The 20,645-nt window shown below is 43.9% G+C and carries 15 protein-coding genes; 1 reads left to right on the top strand and 14 read right to left on the bottom strand.

Going from position 1 to position 20,645, the window contains the following annotated elements:
- Window positions 1-3 precede the first annotated feature (3 nt).
- From dptF to MKY97_RS04950, 13 genes are all read right to left on the bottom strand, one after another.
- Window positions 4-1,785, bottom strand: coding sequence for a DNA phosphorothioation-dependent restriction protein DptF (gene dptF / locus MKY97_RS05010; protein WP_342554404.1), 1,782 nt, complete (start codon window positions 1,783-1,785; stop codon window positions 4-6).
- A 1,727-nt stretch (window positions 1,786-3,512) separates the two neighbouring features.
- A complete protein-coding gene (locus MKY97_RS05005; protein WP_342554403.1) occupies window positions 3,513-4,043 on the bottom strand; it encodes a hypothetical protein in 531 nt (176 codons plus the stop codon).
- Window positions 4,021-5,268 carry a hypothetical protein gene (locus tag MKY97_RS05000; protein ID WP_342554402.1) on the bottom strand — a complete coding sequence of 416 codons (1,248 nt, stop codon included), beginning with the start codon at window positions 5,266-5,268 and terminating at the stop codon, window positions 4,021-4,023. The genes MKY97_RS05005 and MKY97_RS05000 overlap by 23 nt, the downstream gene beginning before the upstream one ends.
- Before the next feature lie 380 nt (window positions 5,269-5,648).
- A complete protein-coding gene (locus tag MKY97_RS04995) occupies window positions 5,649-5,933 on the bottom strand; it encodes a DUF4183 domain-containing protein (protein ID WP_253496935.1) in 285 nt (94 codons plus the stop codon).
- 82 nt (window positions 5,934-6,015) lie between these two features.
- A complete protein-coding gene (locus MKY97_RS04990) occupies window positions 6,016-7,131 on the bottom strand; it encodes a DUF4183 domain-containing protein (protein WP_342554401.1) in 1,116 nt (371 codons plus the stop codon).
- Window positions 7,132-7,354: 223 nt separating this feature from the next.
- Entirely contained in the window at window positions 7,355-8,017 is a 663-nt protein-coding gene (locus MKY97_RS04985) for a hypothetical protein (protein ID WP_342554400.1), read from the bottom strand.
- 534 nt (window positions 8,018-8,551) lie between these two features.
- Window positions 8,552-9,025, bottom strand: coding sequence for a hypothetical protein (locus MKY97_RS04980; RefSeq protein ID WP_342554399.1), 474 nt, complete (start codon window positions 9,023-9,025; stop codon window positions 8,552-8,554).
- 6 nt (window positions 9,026-9,031) lie between these two features.
- The gene (locus tag MKY97_RS04975) at window positions 9,032-10,201 is read right to left on the bottom strand and encodes a hypothetical protein (protein ID WP_342554398.1); all 1,170 of its coding nucleotides are present in this window, start codon (window positions 10,199-10,201) and stop codon (window positions 9,032-9,034) included.
- Window positions 10,202-10,579: 378 nt separating this feature from the next.
- Entirely contained in the window at window positions 10,580-10,981 is a 402-nt protein-coding gene (locus MKY97_RS04970; protein WP_342554397.1) for an Imm7 family immunity protein, read from the bottom strand.
- A 12-nt stretch (window positions 10,982-10,993) separates the two neighbouring features.
- A complete protein-coding gene (locus MKY97_RS04965; protein WP_342554396.1) occupies window positions 10,994-12,109 on the bottom strand; it encodes a restriction endonuclease fold toxin in 1,116 nt (371 codons plus the stop codon).
- A 174-nt stretch (window positions 12,110-12,283) separates the two neighbouring features.
- Complete coding sequence (locus tag MKY97_RS04960) at window positions 12,284-12,673, bottom strand: hypothetical protein (protein WP_342554395.1); 390 nt, start codon at window positions 12,671-12,673, stop codon at window positions 12,284-12,286.
- 218 nt (window positions 12,674-12,891) lie between these two features.
- Complete coding sequence (locus tag MKY97_RS04955; RefSeq protein WP_342554394.1) at window positions 12,892-14,379, bottom strand: hypothetical protein; 1,488 nt, start codon at window positions 14,377-14,379, stop codon at window positions 12,892-12,894.
- Window positions 14,380-14,528: 149 nt separating this feature from the next.
- Window positions 14,529-15,005: a DUF4362 domain-containing protein gene (locus MKY97_RS04950; protein WP_342554393.1), complete on the bottom strand. Its 477-nt coding sequence runs from the start codon at window positions 15,003-15,005 to the stop codon at window positions 14,529-14,531.
- 196 nt (window positions 15,006-15,201) lie between these two features.
- On the opposite strand from MKY97_RS04950, the gene MKY97_RS04945 reads away from it, so the two are divergent.
- The gene (locus MKY97_RS04945; protein WP_342554392.1) at window positions 15,202-16,833 is read left to right on the top strand and encodes a hypothetical protein; all 1,632 of its coding nucleotides are present in this window, start codon (window positions 15,202-15,204) and stop codon (window positions 16,831-16,833) included.
- A gap of 150 nt (window positions 16,834-16,983) precedes the next feature.
- Here MKY97_RS04945 and MKY97_RS04940 read toward each other — a convergent pair whose 3' ends face one another.
- Entirely contained in the window at window positions 16,984-20,541 is a 3,558-nt protein-coding gene (locus MKY97_RS04940) for a glycoside hydrolase family 2 TIM barrel-domain containing protein (RefSeq protein WP_342554391.1), read from the bottom strand.
- Window positions 20,542-20,645 lie beyond the last annotated feature (104 nt).

The following is a 20,645-nucleotide window of genomic DNA, read 5'->3' as shown; positions in this document are numbered from 1 at the left end:
TTTTCACATCTCCGCATATGAATATTGGTCGAATAAATCATCGTAAGTCAGTCTATAACGCTGAGACTTACCGAACTTCTTACTTTCAAAAATAAGCTCATTCTTGTCGTTCCCTTTACTACTCAACTGATCTATGAATTCAACAAACTTGATATATTGGAATTTGTCCTTTTTATTCGGTCGATAACCGTTTTTGATTCGAATTAATAAAGAATATAATGAGAAATCGATGTCTATTTCAACGGGTGCTCCACCCTTAGGTCTGAAGGCAATCGTTAACATCGGCAAAAACTTCATTAAGACATCTTCTGCTCTAGCCTCTACTCGTTCAAGCGCAGGTTCAATCTCAAGTTTTTGCAAAGCATAATAGTGCGTCTGCGGTTGTCCAATCTGAACATAAATAAGTCCGCCGTGGCCTTCACCATTCCATTTATAGATCGCATCACGAACGTCCTCTCTGTAAAGCTTGGATAACATACTCCATGATCTTCTATTCCAATGAAACAAGTAATTCATATATTGATCATAGTCCTGATCTTTGAACGAATCGTGTTGTTCCCTGGGAACCAAATAGTATAAATATACAAATAACTTAACTAACTCATTTCTGAAAGAAACGCTCTTTTTGTCCTCATCTTTCCATGGAGAATGCGGAACAAGAGATTTCGCAAAATATGGTGCTCTATTTACATCAATATATTGACTAAATAAATATGCCCCGTCCTTTCTAGACTTAAAATCAATTAGGTGCTGGTCAAGCAACTCTGTGCGATATTGCGTAGGATTTATATGATTTATAGCTTGATGTATAGCAGATGCATCCTCACGATCAAATAATTGGAAAGGCAGTAAACATGTCGTGTAAGATTGAAAATCTTGATTTATGATTAATTCCATCAATTTCTCATGCTCCATGTTATCCATTGAAGAAGGAACTATTATATTGTAGATAAAATCAAGCAGTGCCCGAGTAGAAATAATAAGTTTTTCTTTTACCATCGCTTGAATCAATAAATCAATGATTTTGTCCTGAATATCATCATATTGTAACATCTCATAATTTTGAAGAATTGGATTTTTTAAAGCTAGTTCGGGATAATTATCTTTTTCTCTGAGATAAGCCTTGTAGAAAGGGTTTTGTTCTGTATTCTGAGTAATTCTTTGTAGAATTCCCTTAATGTAACTAGAGCGAGGACCATGTTCTGTTAGCTCATACATGTGATAATCACTGAAATTCACATATTTGAAAATGTGATCATCCTGAGACACTTCCTCTGTAATCACAGACTCCATAATTCTCTTTGCATGTACAAATTCTCTGAGCCGAGTGAACTCCCCCCCTTCCTCTGCATCAATAAAGTTATTAAGAGCACCTAGATTGATGGCTAAGACAATGGTTATATTTGAACCCTTTCCAATTTCATGATCTGAAAATGGCTTTAATATCTCAGCCAACGTTTCAATTGAAGTTTTCCGAGGAGAAAAACTCTCTGTTGCATCATTATGTAAATAAAATCGTTCTGGATCTGCTAAAAAATCATACTTATCTTTTAAGTAAGATAAAATATGTGATTTACCATCGCCCACTCCGCCACATACCAATATTAACTGTGGTTCTTTTGTTTGTTTAGCTTCTAAAATATAGTTTTCAAGTTCTTTTTCAACTGGCCTCTGAACATGCATATATTGTTTAAATTCGCTGAATCCTTCAAGATTCTCTACAGCTTCCTTCGAAGACTGTTTACAGCGCTTAAGAACATCAATGAATTGAGTATTTGTAGACATGCCCCATCCTCCAAAACACTTAATATATTTCACAACAAAAAAAGACACAGTTCTCCTATTGGAACCATGTCTGTCATCATACGCTGTTTACTGTGTAATAGACCATGCTTTGGTCCCGCATACATAAAGTTAAAAACCAAATAATTTATTACGTGCAATAATGCGAAGTACTAATCTACAATAAATGACTATTTATAGGATAAATATACCACACTTATGGTTCTTAAGGTACAAAATTAAGATTTATAGGTATTATTTCCAAACTGCAATTATGTCTATGAATGTAACCTAGAACGAAATAGCCTGCTAACATAACAGGTTCCTAATACCGCTTTATCAAGTAATACACTTATTTGCCACCGCTATCATCTTTGCAGGCATCTCTTCCCGCAGTCGCGTAAAAAGCTCATCGTTTTGTTTCCCCCCATGACTCACGTAATACGGCTGCTTGTCTGCGATGATTAATATATCGCTAAGCAGTATCGGTGCGCTCCGATCCCCTACTCTCTCTATGAGCCGAAGGCGGAGCATTTAATCGATATATTACAGTGGATATCTAGTGGACAAGTGTACGGGAACGAATTGCTTTTATCCACAAATCGCAGATGAGCCAGATTGTATTTGAAAACATCCACAAGCTCGGCCCGGAATGCTGCTCAAGACAGGACGCGTACCCCCTTCTTGGGAGCTGATTAGCCTCGACTTCTCTCCGGGTACCAAATACTGAAGTGTATTACCTAATACCTGATGGGTATATGAAAACACTATGCAGGCATTTAAAACTGGAAGTAAGATTATCAGTTGAATCTGAGACTTGAATGGGTGAAAACACCAGTTAACAGAGAAATAGATGTTTTTGCATAGTGGCATTGACCTCGGTTAGTACAAACAGGTACTCAAGATAACCTGATCTTTACTGAAAAATATAATTATGTGACAGCCGGACAACCCATCAAAGAAACTAATATTATTCCCATTAGCAAAAAGACAGATAGTGGCGGAAGCTTTGAAGCTTTTCAGCTGGTTCAAAGTTTCTTTGCAAACTCCCTTGCTGCATATAGAGGATATTCAAATCACCAATTATATTAAACCACCGACGATTTAACTGCTGGTACTCCTGTATTCTGATCTTTAATTTAGGGGATAGAGTATGATTAATTTGGTCTAACGGATGAATGTCATCTGCATTCATTGAAGCGTACGTGGCCATATGTCATCTAGTCCCAAATAGTTGATGAATCGTGGTGCAGGTTTCACGAAGCCAACTGGTTTCCTGACTGAAACTGATATTCATCAAATTAACTTATCAATAATCTGCGACATATCACCGAGGTTATAATGAAGCTGCCTTGCCTGCTCTTCGTCCGCAACCCTCTCGTTTATGATTTTTCCACTCTCTAATATTTGGTTAAAATACGATCATTAGTGTTGATTGTATTTTTCATATCAACGATATCTTGACGAATATTCATAGTCAGGTACAGTTCGTATATCCTTTTCTCTTTATACAAAATGTAAGTTAGAACGAGCAAGATCACAGCATCCGATATGCAGATTCGTTTTTTAAGGATCATGGTATAGTGTTTTCCTTAAAATTTATAGTAAGAAGCACCCCTACGTTTACGTTTGTAGAAGTGCCTTCAGTTTTTGTTTTTCATAGTTTTAGTTGTGAAATTTCATCTTTATATAGCTATAAGAATCGTGAATTCCAATTAAATTTCAAACATTTATAATTCACTGATATTGCAAGGATCGGTGGTTAAAAATCTATCATACCATCCGCTTAATGGTATATACTCTACTTTTTGTATCTCTAGTTCTTGTGGCCTAAGAACAAAAAATCCGCCTCTTTCCAATATTCTGATTAATGGTTCATATACATTTAAATACTCAGTATATTTTTGTTCTTTTTCAACAAATATCGATAATTGTATATAAAACTCAAAGATTTTTTTTAAATACTGGTAATCAGAAACAAATTCCAAAACCCTTGGATTGCAATACATCGAGATAGGAAATTCATTCTCAGTATCACCAAGTAATTTGGCTATGTTAGTAAACATCGGCGGTTGTGGTCTCAGACCCTCATTTTTATAAAATAAAGCCAGCCTTCTTAAAAATTCACACCCTAAATCTGCATCTTCATTAGAAACAATAGTACCGACTTTTTCCCAATTAATTTCGTTTATTCTACATACCGTATCATCTAGGTACATTTCTTTTTCACCTCTAAATTTAATAGTCAAGTTCCTTGTCAATGTTCTTCTCATATTCCTTATACTTATCATAACCCGGGAAATCACGTGTTGGTTGTTTATCAGTTAAATTCGCCTTATCATGTGCATTTTTCTCAGGTTGTATATCATACCCTCTTCCATTCCAAGTGGATGGGTCTCTTAAAGGCATACCTCCTTCCATTAATTCTTTTTCTTTTAATTCATGATTCGCAAGCTCTCTAAACCAAGTTTTCTGTTTGTCATTGAGTTCTCCCTTTTGAGCCAACTGCCATGCATGTGCAACATCAGGATCTGCTTGGAAATATAAATTTTCATAAGGCTTACCACCTACAGATAAATCCTTTGTATCTAAAAACAAATGCATCTTCATGTTCAAGATCTGTTCGTCTGCCAATCCCGTGTTCTTAGCTACTGTGCTAATATCTTCAACCCCTGATTTTCGTATATCAATATACTTCCTCTCAAGAAATGCTTGAAATCCATCTTCTGGTACGATGATATGCTTTTTCATTTCAGAAGGATCTGTTATATAACTTGATTTACCAGTCCCCTCTTTCCCACTCCCCTTCTCCGGCTCCTTCTTACCTTCCCCTGACCCACTTGATCCACCCGATCCGTGATGATCTTTCGAATGCAAAGCCTTGCCAAAGAGAAAATACGAAAGTGCTTGGCCTACTACCGCTCCTTTATAGTACCCTGACTCATCCTCACTCAGCTGTTTTTTCTGCTCGTTTACAAACTGCTCGATGTCGGATCTTGCTGTACCTGTGCCCCATGCGGTGTCCCAGGCAAATCCTATTCCGCGTCCAACGTCGACGAATTTACCAACCGTCAGATCATAGGCCAGAGTGCCCAATGTACTGAATGGATTATAGATGAATGCCTCTATGGTCTCGCCAATGCCTGTAACCGTATCGCCGATGGCTTTATCAATCAATCCCGTAGCAAAATTGGGCTCCAGTTTATCCGGGATTTGCAGCATTCCACCGCCTGAATTGTCTGCTGTTTTGAATGCGCTTAATGTCCCCGTTATCTTATTCTGAAATTTATCCAACAGCCCAAGTGCAGAGGGGAACACACTCTCTTTGATATTCATAAAATCCCAAAAAAACTTCTCGCTGGTCACACCCGACCATTCGGATTGTAACAAATACATCGTCTTGTCCAATTCATAGACAATTTTGCCGAGCTGCTGTTTACTCTGCTGTAGCAGACGGGCGTTTTTTTCCAGTTCATCCGGGTGCACCTGAATCCGTGTCATGCCATCTCACCGCCAACCTGATCATAGTCGTTATCCCTAAATTTTAACAAACCCAATTTCACATTGGAATTGAACAGAAGAAGCATTTTTCGCTTCATTCATTCGGTATTTAGGTAACTACTTCAGTCAGCCAAGCTTGCACATGTGCGCATACTATACTCTACTTGCTTCAAGAATAAACTATAAACTCCTTATCAGAAAATAGAGCCTTAGTATCGTTATCGCCCATTAAATGTTTCTCACACGGATCACTCAATAATAGAATAACTTTTCAATTGCAAGTTGAATTATTATAGGCAAAAAAACGGCTCCTATCACAGATAGAAGCCGTACAATGCTTTTTTTTTAATCGTTTCACCCAATCCTTATGACACTACAAATTGTACAACAATGGGAGTGCCATCATTTAATGCATCTCCACCGGGGATTGTAAGTGTAGTGGTGGTAACCGAGGATGTGTCTGCTGTCTGCATAAGGCCATTAATGTAGAGATTATAGTAATTGAACGTGCCTGGAAAAGCTGTTGCGGCCGTACCTGCATCGTCTGTAAAAGCTGTCGCAGCAATGGCAAACGTTGCTCCGGTTCCTGTTCCATCACCAATAGTCGCAGCAAATCTCAAACTGTTCTGAAATGGTGTAACAAGCGGCATGTTTCTCACCTCCTACCTGACGTAGTATATGTAGTAGATTTGAGAGTAGTGAAGGCAGAGGTAAGAGGTAATATAACCATTTTCAATTGTTAAGGATCACCGCCGTTAATTGAACAATTTCAATAATGACAGGTGTTTCAGCAAACAGGACACCGCTTTGAGATGGAATGAATAAACCATCCGCAGTTAACACATACGAATTGCCAGGCTGTACGATCCCATTTATATAAAGATTGTAGTAACTGGTCATGCCTATTCCTGCAAATTGGGGTATGCTTCCACCCTCATCGTTAACAAATTCACCAGCAGAAACCGTAATCGAGTTCGATAAATCCAAATCAGTGTCAGGGAAATAAAAGTAGCGGTCTGACGTAGGAATGATCTGAATCCCGGGGATACTGCCCGGCGGGCCTTGCTCACCCGGAGGCCCTGCTGGCCCCTGCACTCCGGGGGGTCCCTGCTCGCCAGGCACACCTTGAGGGCCAACCGGACCTTGAACTCCCGGACTTCCTGACTCACCTTGTTCACCCGGAGGCCCTGTTGGCCCCGGCACTCCGGGAGGTCCCTGCTCACCAGGCACACCTTGAGGACCAATCGGACCTTGAACTCCGGGACTTCCTGACTCACCTTGTTCACCCCGAGGGCCAGCAGGCCCTTGCACTCCGGGAGGTCCCTGCTCACCAGGCACACCTTGAGGGCCAACCGGTCCTTGGGCTCCCGGACTTCCCTGCTCGCCAGGTACACCCTGAGGGCCAATCAAGCCCTGGGCCCCTGAACTCCCCGGTTCACCGCGTTCGCCGCGAGGACCAGCGATACCTTGTATTCCTGAACTGCCTGCTTCACCCTGTTCACCCCGAGGTCCTGCCAGACCTTGGGGTCCTTGTTGTATGATCAGCCCCTGCGCTGCAGGCAGACTAACTGTTTTTGCTTCCTCGATTTTAGCTGGGCCAGATTCAAAACCAAGCTCAGGACAAGTCGGATGAACACCGCTTCTTCTAGGGAAGGTAGTAATTTTGCGGCTGCGGCATGCTTTCTTTTGTCTCACGCGCTGCTTGGAAGCTCTTCGCTTTCCTCCCAAAGCTTTACGTATCGCATACCGTTTCTTACGTTTTCTCGGGTTATTGTTACAGCGTTTCGTGGAGGAATGTCTCCTTCTTAATGAGTGAAGAGTCGTTTTTGCTTTGTTCGTATGCTTCAAAGTCGCCACTCTCCTTAGGCCAGCAAACACAGTATATATGCCCTATACTATGTCTTTTGCACATGTGGAGAGTGTGCGAATAACTATGACCACCGCCCAATAAAAAAACTACAGCTTCTGCTGCAGTCCCCCTCTTACCTGCTTTACTTCGTCAGTTACCGATATCCCTGCATATCTCGCATCGATCCTCTCGTTCCGTTTCATATCCATATCCTTATTTTCTTCAATTATACCTGGGATTCAGCGCATCTCTCCAAATGTCATCCTCTACAAAATCAACTTTTTTCTCCTTAAAATAAGCACGTGTCGCCTGCTCCATATCATTTAAGATTCGAGGCCAGTCCTTCTCTTCGATCACTGTCGATTCAAAATCTCCGACGATATTCAACCACCGCTGATTTAACTGCTGGTACTCCTGTATTCTGGCTTTTAGTTCAGCGGATACCGTACGATTGGTATGATCCACCGGATCAAACGTCATATGCATTCGGTGAAGTGTACGTGGCCATATGTTCTCTAATCCTAAATCGTTTATGAATAGTGGTGCGGGTTTCACGAGCCAACTGCTTTCCTGACTAAAACTGAGATTCATCAAGCTATACTTATCAATAATCTGTGACATAGCTCTGAGGTTATAATGAAGCTGCCTTGCCTGCTCCCCGTCCTCTACCGTCTCATTTATGATTTTGTCATTCTCCAATATACGATTGAAAATAACGTCATTATTGATAATTGCACTTTTCAGATCAACGATATCTTGACGGATATTCGAGGTTAGATATTGTTCATACATTCTTTTTTCTTTGTAGAAACTGTAAGTCAGAAGAAGCAGCATCACAAATGCAAGGCAGCAGCCGATCAAGACAAGTCGCTTCTTTAAGATCAAGGCAAGATGTCCCCCTTTCTTTTATAGTCAGAGGCACCTCTACGTTTACAATCCTGGATCAAGTATATATCTTTTCTTTGATTTATTTTGTTCATCTAAACGCATAGAGGGTTTCACAATTAGGGAATCAAATGGCTCATTGCACACACTAAAGCTGATCGTTCATAAACAACCTTTTATGACATTTCGCTGCTCAGCAATTCTCAACAACTTTATTTTATGTTAAACGTAAGATACCTGATCTCATCTTCATCTTCAGTATTCAATAAGGTTTCTTCGTCTACCTCGGATCGTGTGCCTTCTGCAGATAGAAAGTTGTTATGTGTATCAAGTCCAACCGTAAGGTGAAAACAATACATATTCGCTCTTTGCGCCGCACTCTTCAAGTTCTCTAGAGTCTGCTCTGACTGAGCTGATGTACTTACACTCCTTTACCTTAAAGCAAATTTGGTATCCGTCACCGATAATACTCGGTGCTCCTCATTTACCAGACATTCTGGACTGAGTCTCCACAGATTGGTTCATATTTACACCTTAGTTTGACAACTCCTTTTCAATGTAAGGACGTTCAAGTAGATTAAGCAGACTTGTGGTTAAATATTTCCTCTGATACTGGTCTAAAACGTCATTGACCATCAGCTGACCATTCTCCATTCTAAGTAATTGAGCTGAACCATCTTCCAGAAATAATAGATTTCCATCAATATGATTGATAAGCCTTCCCATAATTTTAAACAACAGCTCTAGTCCTTGATAAAACGTATTACCGAACAATTGAATCCTGATGCAGATGTTAACATCTAAGTTGTAATGACTTCTAACAAAAGCAATATCAGAAATATCTTCAATTTCAAGAGCTAATGAAAATAGCTCAGTTCCAATAACTATTTCTTTATCGTTACAACTCACTGATGCCTTACTATTCGTATACTCACTCGTAAATCTTTCCAGCATCTCACCCAGTAAATTAATATCTACGTTTGATAGTAAAAATAATTCATAATCCATGGACTTCTATCCTCCAAATAATCGTTCAATTTGTCCATCCTTTACAATCAATAGTTCTTTTAAGTTCTTCAAGTCACCGTTTGGATTTGCTTTTCTTGAAATCCCTTGATAAATTTCAGTGACTTTGTCAGAAGGGAACTGATCTAAATTTAGAACTATTCTTTCTGCTTGTGTTTTAGTCTTTTTAGTTATGTTTCTAACAAGATTATCTACATTTGTTTCTACTGTTGGTGCATAACAATCAAATACTTCACCTTCAATTAAGAAATCTGGGTTTGACGACTTGATTATTCCGTATCCATTACCCCCGTTTACTTCATCCAGCATTTCAATGTCATATCCTCGATCTGCCATTAGATCAGCTGTTTCACTCTCTTTTTTAATACCGTGCGACTCACCTTTTGTATAGTTCCCTTTAGGTTTACTCCCCTTTGGCAAAGATGGTTCGGTTAATTTAATCTTTGCTGTTTCCCCTTTCCCCTCTTTCCCACTCCCCTTCTCCGGCTCCTTCTTACCATCTCCTGACCCATTTGATCCACCCGATCCATGATTATCCTTCGAATGCAAAGCCTTGCCAAAAAGAAAATAAGAGAGGGCTTGGCCTACTACTGCCCCTTTATAGTACCCTGACTCGTCCTCACTCAGCTGTTTTTTCTGCTCGTTTACAAACTGCTCGATGTCGGACCTTGCTGTTCCTGTGCCCCATGCGGTGTCCCAGGCAAATCCTATTCCGCGTCCAACGTCGATGATTTTACCAACCGTCAAATTATAGCCCAGGCTGCCCAATGTACTGAATGGATTATAGAGGAATGCCTCTATTGTCTCGCCAATGCCTGTAACCGTATCGCCGATGGCTTTATCAATCAATCCCGCAGCAAAATTGGGCTCCAGCTTATCCGGGATTTGCAGCATTTCCCCTTCTGAATGGTCAGCTGTTTTGAATGCGCTTAATGTCTGCTTTATCTTATTCTGAAATATATCCAGCAGCCCAAGTGTAGAGGGGAATACATGCTCTTTAATATTCATAAAATCCCAAAAAAACTTCTCGCTGGTCACACCCGTCCATTCGGATTGTAACAAATACATCGTCTTGTCCAATTCATAGACAATTTTGCCGAGCTGCTGTTTACTCTGCTGCAGCAGACGGGCGTTTTTTTCCAGCTCATCCGGGTGCACCTGAATCCGTGTCATGCCATCTCACCGCCAACCTGATCATAGTCATTATCCCTAAATTTTAACAAATAAAATTCACATTGGAATTGAACAGAAGAAGCATTTTTCGCTTCATTCATTCGGTATTTAGGTAACTACTTCAGGCAGCCAAGCTTGCACATGTACGCATACTATACTCTATTTGTTTCAAGAATAAACTATAGATTAAAACTAAATACGTACTCTAACCAGATACCATCCAGCTGCATTGAATAAAAGAAAAACAGGTAAGAAAGGTGGTATCTCACCATAATCAACCTGTTTTTGAATCGGATTTATCATTTAGTTTTTTCCACCGAAAAGAAGATAAACATTTAATTATTTTCTAAAATGAGTTTAATACTAAAATTCGGAATCATCGGTTACAACGGGTATTAATGGAGACAAAAATGGGTCATGTTTTTCTTCGACATTACCTCTTTTAAGAACATATACATTAAACTCATTAAAATGTATTGGGTGTTCATCATTGTACACATAGAGCATACCATATGATCCAGGGGCTTGGATTCCTACATTCTTCATTATTTCCACCGGATGAAATTTGGATGAAGGCTCATGATTCCATAGTCCGCTCATCCAAAGATGGTATTGTCCATTGATCACCTTTATGTCTAAAACATCTACATTCGGCTGTAAATCCTTAATATACTTTTCAACTGTTTCAAAAATAACTTCTTCTTCATAACACGTCTCATCACCAGTACTTGCTAAAACAACTGCCCAACCATGGTATTGATACATACTTTCACCTCTTTAATTCTTATTGAATGGTGAGATATCAATTATAATCTCAACGTTGTATCTCTTCTCATATTCTCTTAATTGTCTAATTACTTTATCAGCTGGAGCTGTCTCAAAATGAAAGTATGCCTTTCTACCTGTTTCCACAGCAGCCTCAATAGTGGCCTTTGCCTGTTCCCTAAATTGAGAGCTTAGATTATTCATTGACGTTTTAGTCTGACCGATGTATTGGTCAGAAACTGTATCAAATTCTCGATTTTTGGGGTCATTATTAAATATCATACGCGACTGTCCACCAAGTTTTTCTGCAAGCAAATCGGCTCCAGCATCTTCTTTAGACGCCTGCTTTAGTCCACCTGAATACTGCGTATAGACACCTGAACCCGTAACTAATCTTGAAGCAACGTCACCCGCCCCCTCTTTCCCACTCCCCTTCTCCGGCTCCTTCTTACCATCTCCTGACCCATTTGATCCACCCGATCCATGATGATCCTTCGAATGCAAAGCCTTGCCAAAAAGAAAATAGGAGAGGGCTTGGCCTACTACCGCTCCTTTATAGTACCCTGACTCGTCCTCACTCAGCTGTTTTTTCTGCTCGTTTACAAACTGCTCGATGTCGGATCTTGCTGTTCCTGTGCCCCATGCGGTATCCCAGGCAAATCCTATTCCGCGTCCAACGTCGATGATTTTGCCAACCGTCAGATCATAGCCCAGGCTGCCCAATGTACTGAATGGATTATAGATGAATGCCTCTATGGTCTCGCCAATGCCTGTAACCGTATCGCCGATGGCTTTATCAATCAATCCCGCAGCAAAATTGGGCTCCAGCTTATCCGGGATTTGCATCATTTCCCCTTCTGAATGGTCTGCTTTTTTGAATGCGCTTAATGTCCCCGTTATCTTATTCTGAAATTTATCCAACAGCCCAAGTGCAGAGGGGAACACACTCTCTTTGATATTCATAAAATCCCAAAAAAACTTCTCGCTCGTCACACCCGACCATTCCGATTGTAACAAATACATCGTCTTGTCCAATTCATAGACAATCTTGCCGAGCTGCTGTTTACTCTGCTGCAGCAGACGGGCGTTTTTTTCCAGCTCATCCGGGTGCACCTGAATCCGTGTCATGCCGTCTCACCGCCAACCTGATCATAGTCGTTATACCTAAATTTTAACAAATAAAATTCACATTGGAATTGAACAGAAGAAGCATTTTTCGCTTCATCTAATCGGTATTTAGGTAACTACTTCAGGCAGCCAAGCTTGCACATGTGCGCATATTACATCCAATAGATATAGCTTCTAATTCTTCTGTTTTTGTTTAAAATACTGCATGATCTCTTCGGGCCGCTGCGTCTCTAAAGTGATCTGACCGTTCTCAAACAGGATCATGTACGGATACGTGTGCAGATCAAAAATGTCCTCATAATCAAATGGATGTTTGTCTCTAACATTATAAAAGTTAACGTTGGTAATAGGTCCCTCGGCTCTCCAATGGTTGTTGTTCACTTCATTCAGCTGCGTTTGTAAATCCACGATAAACGGCCGTTCTGCTGTCTGATCGGTAAATACAGCCAACGAAGCACCACTGCTCTCATGTTGAGTCAGCTGCTCAATTGCTTTCTCTCTATTGTGCTGCCCGCATCCTGTGATTACGAGAATAAACGTACATAACAGTACTAACTTCTTCATTAATAGGAACCTCCACAATATGGTACAATACCTCACTAGGCATATCCTGATTTTTATTTTCTATGATTCTCCACAATCTTCTATCTGAAAGGAGCATCCGTCTTGAACAAAAAAGGAATCATTATCATTATGGCTATCCTGCTTGGCATGATCATTTTTGCACTTCCAATTATTCTCTATCTCACTGTCGCCATGAGTACATGAATTGCTGCATACCTTCAATCTCCGCCGCCGCCCGAGTCCCCGCCACCGCTTGAATCTCCACTATCTGATCCGTGATGGTGGCTGCCTGAACTATCGTAATCGTGTGAATGCTTGCGGTCGCTTCCACTATAACTATCCGTATAGACCGGAGAGCCCCCGCTTCCTCCCGATCCCGGGAAAACCGTTCCAAAAATATAATTGTAACGATCGTACGGAAACTCTGCCGCAGACATTGCCCGGTATATCCCTCTCAGGTGCAGAGCAAGCACCAATAAAGGGGTCTGCTTCAGCGCTGTTGATCCAGGCAAACTGTCTGCCCTCGCGGGCTCACGATCTGCCAGACGTCTAAGCTCGGGATCAGGGTGCTGCTGAAGCACGGACCAATCCGTCTTACGCACACATCGTGAGCCGATTCCCAGCACCAGCGCAGTTTGAATGATCTGCTCCAGTGTCTCTGCCGAATCACTCAGCCTTCCGGCTGGAATGCCTTTTTTATAGCGTCTGCGCCAGCGAAGCATAGAGGCTTCCCAATCTTTGAAAGATGGAGCGACTTCCCTTGCAGGCAGCAGGAGCCTGACAAACAGTGACATAAAAATGATCGTGTAGAGCCATGAAGTGTACTCGGAATTACCAGAGATCGCCAAGCTTAAGCTGATGATTAGTCCAACACAGGCGATTTGGTAGAGCAGGCGTACATGAATTTTGCGAATAACAAATAACCAGATTACTGCCGTAACGGTCAAACCGATTACTCCCGGTACTGAGACACGTTCTGCAAAGCATACGATACCTGTCAGCAGCATCATCATAGGGAACATTACATATACAAGCCACCTCAGAAGCAGCGGCGTTCGAATCAACGGCTCCCAGCTTCTCGTCTCTACTACTCGTTCTTTCCACGACTGTATGTCTTCGAGCTGCTTCTTTTCCTTGGCACGGTAGTATTTCATATCTTCTGGCCGTTCACTTTCCTCTGAGCTGGGTCCAGCCAAAGCATCCAGCCTGAGCCGTTGTTTACCGAAACCGTATTGGGAGAACAACCACTGCATGAAGTGCTGCTCATCCGGCGATCCGGCAGCACCCGCAGATTGAACGCTGTACTCCAGCGTTGTGTTCGGTGCAGAGGAAGCATTCGACTGTCCTCGGTCCTTCCGATAACGCCCTTTGGATTTCACAATTCGCATCGACAAAATGCCTTGACGAGTCAGATGGAACAGGGACGCCTGGGTATCCTTCAGCTTCAGCTGTCCCTTACTGCGCAGATAAGCCAGTAACAAAGGATCTGCCTGCTCTACTTCTTCGTCTGTATAAGGTCCCTTCACCAAGCGAACCCACACCCGGAGCAGCAGTTGAATCACAACTATACCGAGAAGCACCCACATCACCAGCTCTTCCAGCTGTTTCAGCCACTCCTCCTGCAAGATTGGAGCCTGCTGTCTCTGGATAAGGAATGAAGGATAAATCTGAGATGCAGCATGCCATTCGGTTAGTACATTTCTCATATGTTGACCCCTTTCTTCGTTGTTCGTCAAGCTTCAAAAAATGCGATATACCTACCTTATACAAACCTGTTCACGGGATAAAAGAACCCATGAGGAGCATGCGCCTTTGTAACGCATCATGCTCCTCATTCATAACAACACTCACTCCCCTAGCTGCTGGGGATGGAGAATATATTTTCTTTTTCGCAGCCAGTCAGGATATAGAATGCGCGCCAAGGTTTATCTTTCGTTGTGCCGATCCCTTTACAGGTATTCGTCGTTTCTACCTCGCTGGAGCCATACATATCTCTTGAGTTGTCGTACGTGGTCTGAATCACCCTGCCGTCATAGATCAGCTCATGAATAATCGGTCCACCCTCGATGGTATATGTCGTTACACGAACTTGATCCGGTTGATGTCTTTTCACATTTTTCATGAAATTCTTCCATGTATCGCGATTTCGCATTTCACCCAACAGAACGACGACATCTCCACTGTCTTCGGCCTGCTCCGGGTTGTGCGGCTCGATCACAGCCGGAAAAGGACTGCTGTTCTCACCCGATTCAGCGATTTGCTGCGGAGTATTCGAACTACAGCCTGCCATGAGTACAGCCGCCAGACACAACATAGGTATGTATTTATTCAAAGAAATCACCTCAATATGTACAACGTAAAGATTACTGGATAGGTTACGTTTTACCAAGAGATTACCCGCTTATGAATGATTGACCTTGAAATTTTTTTATGGACTTTCCTGCCTTCTGTGTAACCTTCGTCCCTTTTCCTGCGTTTATTTAACAGTACTTCCATATTTCCTATCACTTCAAAAAAGAGGCGATTTCATGTATTCAAATGTCCCGGCCAATCATGTAACAACAGAAAAAAGTTCCTCCTCTTCATATCCCCAGCCAATGAACACGCCAAAGAGCAAATCGTTCCGCCGTCTTACCAAGGCAGTAGTATCTGCTGGAGCTGTATCCTGTCTGCTGTTAAGCCTGCTGTCTTCGGTGACCAGTACGGATGCATCAGCTGCAGCCGTTGAAGGGCAGCCTTTCACAGGGAATGCTTCGGACCGCCCGGTCTCGGCACCCGCTGTATCTCCTGTATCCTCCAATACAGAGCAAAAGCTTCATTATACAGCTGTAGAAGGAGGTTACTATTACACTGTGGCGTTAAGAAGTGACGGATCGGTGTGGTCCTGGGGTCGTAATCTGTTAGGGGAACTCGGGATCAGTGAAACGATACGGTATCGTCACACATTTAGTCCCGTACGTATTCCGCATCTATCTGACGTTACAGCCATCTCCACCTCCGGCGGGGGTTACAGTGCAGCGGTTCAAGCGGATGGATCGGTCTGGCACTGGGGAGCTGGCAGAACTCCACGCGCGGTCCCCGGGATTACCAATGCCGCTGGTGTTACCGCAGGATCTTCTACAAGTCTGGTTCTGCTGCGAGATGGGACCGTTCAATCCTGGCATAATCCAACTGACAAGTTACCGGGTACTTCAAGCCATGAGGCTGAACGGGAGCCTGTACTCCACCCGATTCGTGGATTGAATCATGTTGTTCAAACTGCGCTTGCAGGTATGGATGGGTACGCATTGAAGAAGGACGGCTCGGTGTGGACGTGGAAGGAAGCAGATAAAACAAACGCCGGTCCATCCAAGCCAAAACAGATCAAAGGACTGACCCGTATCTCATACATCACCGATCAAAGCGGAGATCTGCTGGTGCTCGACGCTAAAGGAAAAGTGTGGAGAGTAGATTCAAAAGGGAAACGAACTCCCTATCATCATGAACTCACCGTGAAAAAGATGGATGCCAGCTCGAATTACGTCCTTCTGGTGACTGCAAAAGGTGAGGTATACAGCTATGGGAACACCGTAACGGGCAAACAAGGGAAAATAAAGCAGTTATCGGACATTACGGATGTCTCAGCCGGTTACTACCACAGTCTTGCACGTTCCTCCAATGGAACCGTCTGGGGATGGGGCGGAGACAAATATCAGGAGGCAGGTGCACCGGCAACGTCTTCGGGAGGTATGGTGTACACTCCTGTCCAGGCCAAACTGGGTACAGATCTGATTGTAAATGGCAAACTGCTCCCTTCCATGTATCCTGCTGTTGAAACATCGGCCGCACTCCAGCTTCCCATCAAGGTCATTGCGACAGCACTTGGAGCACAATTTCAAGTGCATACGACGGAAGGACAACAAAGCCACTATACGTTAACCTATAATGATCGGATCATCACAGTCAGACCAAACGAATCCCAGTATACGGTAAGCAGCAGGAATCAGAATAAACTTAAGGAAGCGCAGGTTATAACGTTGAGCGAGCCTATAGGCAATTATTCGGGAGCGGTCACAGCGCCTTATGAAATGTTCCGAGGACTCGGCTTGAATGTAACCTGGGATCGCAGCAGGGCTGCATTGAACATGGATGACACGAAGCAGGCTGCATCAGCACATTAATTACACCTGAAGAACATCTGGGACATTCCGGAAGCTTAACCTAACCAGAACAAAAGAAAAATCCTCTTCAAATCACAGCGGTTCTGAATAAACAACTGTGATTGGAGGAGGATTTGTTTAACTCATTTTGATTTGTGCTGCAGCTGTATATTATTTCTCGAACCGGAACCAGTCAAAATCAAACTGACTGCCTGGCAGGAAGATAAAAGTCACTTTTTGCTCCCCGCATACGCGCTCCAGTTCAAATGTACGTTCCTCATATCCTGCGGATTGGGTGAACTCCACGAGCTGATTATGCTGTCCGTCCGCACCCGAGAAGCGGATATGAATGGTGTTTTTATCAATCGGCGAAGCCCCGCAGATCACCAGCTTTGACGCGCCTTCACTCGCAAAATCCATCTGCTCGAACTCCAGGGATACGTTGTTCCCGATGCCTTCCACGCGATCTTCTTTTACCGTGAACGAATCCCCATACAGATGATCACAGGAGGCTGCCGTATTTTGTTCAAAGGCCCGACTTTGGCGTTCAAACGAAAAACCTTTAATATGAATCTTCTGTTTCACTACAAAGCAGATTGACGTAATGCCCTTCAGACGTTTGGATAGACGATACGTCTCCTCCTGATACACATTCCATATGGATTCCTTGTCATACACGACATCAGCCACCATGGTACTTCCCTCTTCATCCGGCATGCCCTCCCAGATCTGAATGAAGTATTCTTCAGTCGACAGGGCGAAAATCGGGATCGTAATCGTATCCGAACCGTACGGTCCGAAGTCGATGCTGCGGAAACCCACATGAGTCTCGCCATCCCGGCTCGTGGCTGCACCTCGCTCATTGCCATTGCCGACGTCACCTTTGCTGTAATCATACAGGCCGCCAGTGATAAATGAGTACGGGTCTTTATAGGCTGTCCCTAGACCTTCCGCTTTAAATTCCAGCTGGGAGATCAGTTTGATTTTGTCTGTACCATTTTTGCTGGCAGCACGCAAACGGAACGTCCCGTCGCCCATGGCAGCTATTTTTACGATATGCTGATGTTCGTTTATGCTCCGTGCACCTGTGCCCTCTCCCGGAAGGGCATCTACAGCCTGCACTTTGGCGATGTTCGACACGATGCCGGCATCATTTACTGCAGACCATTCGATATCCCGGTAAGAGGTATTCTCCGGATACAGTTTGGCTGTAACGATCAGTTCCGGGGTGGACGGATCGAGCAGCTGGCCTGATTCACTGATGATCTCGATTTTCCGCAAAGGAATCTCCTGAGCGCTGCCTGTCAGCACCGGACGCTCCTCATTTTTCATAAAGACCGGTTGTTGGTGGTTTCGGACAGGAGCGGCATCCGTTTGAACACGGCTCCCTCTTCCTTCCCGATTCACACTTGCTGTTATGGATTCTCGCCCCTCATCCGCGGCCTTAGATTCAAATGAAGCTGTCTCTCCCTGCAATCCTGCTGAGGTCACCTCAATCTGAATGGTCCCCGCTTCCTGCGTAGAACCAATAATCGCCATCAGTTTGCCGCTGAACAGTCTGCGGCTGAGCCCTTTATATGGGTCATAGTCCGTGCTGTCCCCGTTATCCAGACCCAACAGACGCCCGGCACCCGACACCTTCACCTGCACTCGGTTGTTTGCATTCTGCACCGGATTTCCCGCATCATCTTCCACTGTAATTTCTACAAAAGTGAGATCTTTACCGTCCGCCCGCAGCTGCTGCCGATCCGGCTGTAAACGAATCCTGCTCGCGTCGGTAAAGGAACGCTGGACATCGGTGGCAATAACCGTACCGTGCTCATCATAAGCGATCGCTTTCAGCTCGCCCTCTTCGAACGGCACTTTCCACCAGCCCGACAGCTGTGTTCCATGAGCATGATCAATTTCGTACGTTCCGATGCTCCTGCCATTCAGCTGCAGCTCAATCTTGGGTGCATTGCTGCATACACGCACATCAATAATCTGACCCGGGCTGAAGTCCCAGTAAGGGAATAGGTGCACCATCGGGCTTTTCTTATAATCCGTCCATGCCGCCTGGTAGATATAATAGGAGTCTTTGGGGAACGTGGCCGTGTCCAGCTGTCCAAAATACGAGTTTTTCGTATGATACGGTGTCGGCTCCCCGATATAATCAAATCCGGTCCAAAGGAATTGTCCCAGGGAATACGGATGATCGCGTTCAGCCAAAATGCAGTATTCCGGCGACTTGGCTCCCCAACTCGTTGTACTGTTCCCCAGTGCCGAGCACTGCTCATCATCGTCGTCGAGTACAGGCTGTTCATACGGGAAATGATAGATGCCCCGGCTCTGAACAACGGAGGACGTTTCGCTGCCATAGATAATCCAGTCCGGATGCTCTGCGTGGTGCTGGTCATAATATTTCTCGGCATAGTTATATCCGGCCAGCTTCACAATATCTGCGCATTTCTGGGCATTCTCCCAAGGCATGTAGTTGGAACCGATGGTTACGCGTGCATTGCCTTTCGGATCAAATTGCTGCACGTACTCCATCAGCATTCGAGTCACTTCCTGTCCGCGCTCGTCCGCATGGGTATCATAGATTTCATTCCCGATACTCCACATAACCAGGCTGACATGATTTCGGTCCCGCCTCACCCAGCTGCGAACATCCCGATATGCCCACTCAGAGAAAAATCGTGCATAGTCGTACGGTGTTTTGGCTCGTTCCCACATATCAAACGCCTCGGACACCACCAGCATGCCCATCTCATCGGCAAGTTCCATGAACTCTTTCGCTGGCATGTTGTGCGCCGTCCGAATGGCATTAACGCCCATCTCCTTCAGCAAAACAAATCTTCTTCTAAGCGCCGCCACGTTAAAAGCGGACCCTAACGCCCCGAGATCATGGTGTTCGCAGACACCGTTCATTTTCATTTTGACCCCGTTCAGATGGAAGCCTTCAGCGGCATCCAGTCTGACATGTTTAAAGCCGATTCGTTGTGATACAGACTCAATCACCTGTTCCCGCTGATGATCCGTGATCAGCCGCAGTTCCGTTACGAGATCATATAACTGTGGTGTATCCGGGCTCCACAATTCGGGATTCTGCATTTGCAGCTGCTGACTGTTGATGAAAACATCGTTAGGTGCATTTGCCTGAACCTCCGCCTGAGACGAAGCCGCAACTTGGCCCTTATACAGCACTGTATGCACCAATTGTGCACGCTGATGCTGTTCCAGATGCAGCTCCGTATCTACCTCTACCTGCCAGCCATCCGCCTGCTGCTGTACGGATACGTAGATGCCATCCGAGACAATGTGGCTGCGGTCCCGCGTTTTCAACCACACATTACGATAGATGCCCGCGCCGGAATACCATCTGCTGTTCGGGCTTTGATGCACGACTTTGACCAGAATTTCATTATCGCCTTCCACCAAAGCATTCGTAATTTCATGCTCAAACGCAGCATATCCATACTTCCACTCGCCAACAAACTGCCCATTCACATATACGGACGAATCCATATATACCCCGTCAAAACACAAAAGTACCTGCTGCTCATTTTTCGTATATGGATACGTCCTGCGGTACCAACCTATGCTGTTCTCGTATAGATCAAGTGTATTGTAGACCAGCCAGTCGTGGGGAAGCTCAACCGGTTCAAAACTCAGATCTCCCGGCTCCGTAACACCGAGTCCGCTTTTGGCAAACTGCCATCCGTCATTAAAAAGTCTCTTCTCATTCATGTCGTCTCTCACTCTCTTCTGGTTGAATATTCATTGTATTGAACAGTCCCATTTTCCCTGTATACCGAAAACCTTTTCGAAATAAACCAAAAATGATCTATTAC

Origin of the sequence: Paenibacillus sp. FSL R7-0652 (genome assembly GCF_038595045.1) — a bacterium.
GTDB lineage: Bacteria > Bacillota > Bacilli > Paenibacillales > Paenibacillaceae > Paenibacillus.
This window is presented reverse-complemented; position numbering and strand designations above follow the sequence as displayed.

Coding starts and splice junctions, on each gene's coding strand:
- dptF (WP_342554404.1), bottom strand. CDS start 1,785: ATGTCTACAAATACTCAATTCATTGATGTTCTTAAGCGCTGTAAACAG.
- MKY97_RS04970 (WP_342554397.1), bottom strand. CDS start 10,981: ATGTATCAATACCATGGTTGGGCAGTTGTTTTAGCAAGTACTGGTGAT.
- MKY97_RS04965 (WP_342554396.1), bottom strand. CDS start 12,109: ATGACACGGATTCAGGTGCACCCGGATGAGCTGGAAAAAAACGCCCGT.
- MKY97_RS04980 (WP_342554399.1), bottom strand. CDS start 9,025: ATGGATTATGAATTATTTTTACTATCAAACGTAGATATTAATTTACTG.
- MKY97_RS04955 (WP_342554394.1), bottom strand. CDS start 14,379: ATGAGAAATGTACTAACCGAATGGCATGCTGCATCTCAGATTTATCCT.
- MKY97_RS04960 (WP_342554395.1), bottom strand. CDS start 12,673: ATGAAGAAGTTAGTACTGTTATGTACGTTTATTCTCGTAATCACAGGA.
- MKY97_RS04940 (WP_342554391.1), bottom strand. CDS start 20,541: ATGAATGAGAAGAGACTTTTTAATGACGGATGGCAGTTTGCCAAAAGC.
- MKY97_RS04945 (WP_342554392.1), top strand. CDS start 15,202: ATGTATTCAAATGTCCCGGCCAATCATGTAACAACAGAAAAAAGTTCC.
- MKY97_RS04995 (WP_253496935.1), bottom strand. CDS start 5,933: ATGCCGCTTGTTACACCATTTCAGAACAGTTTGAGATTTGCTGCGACT.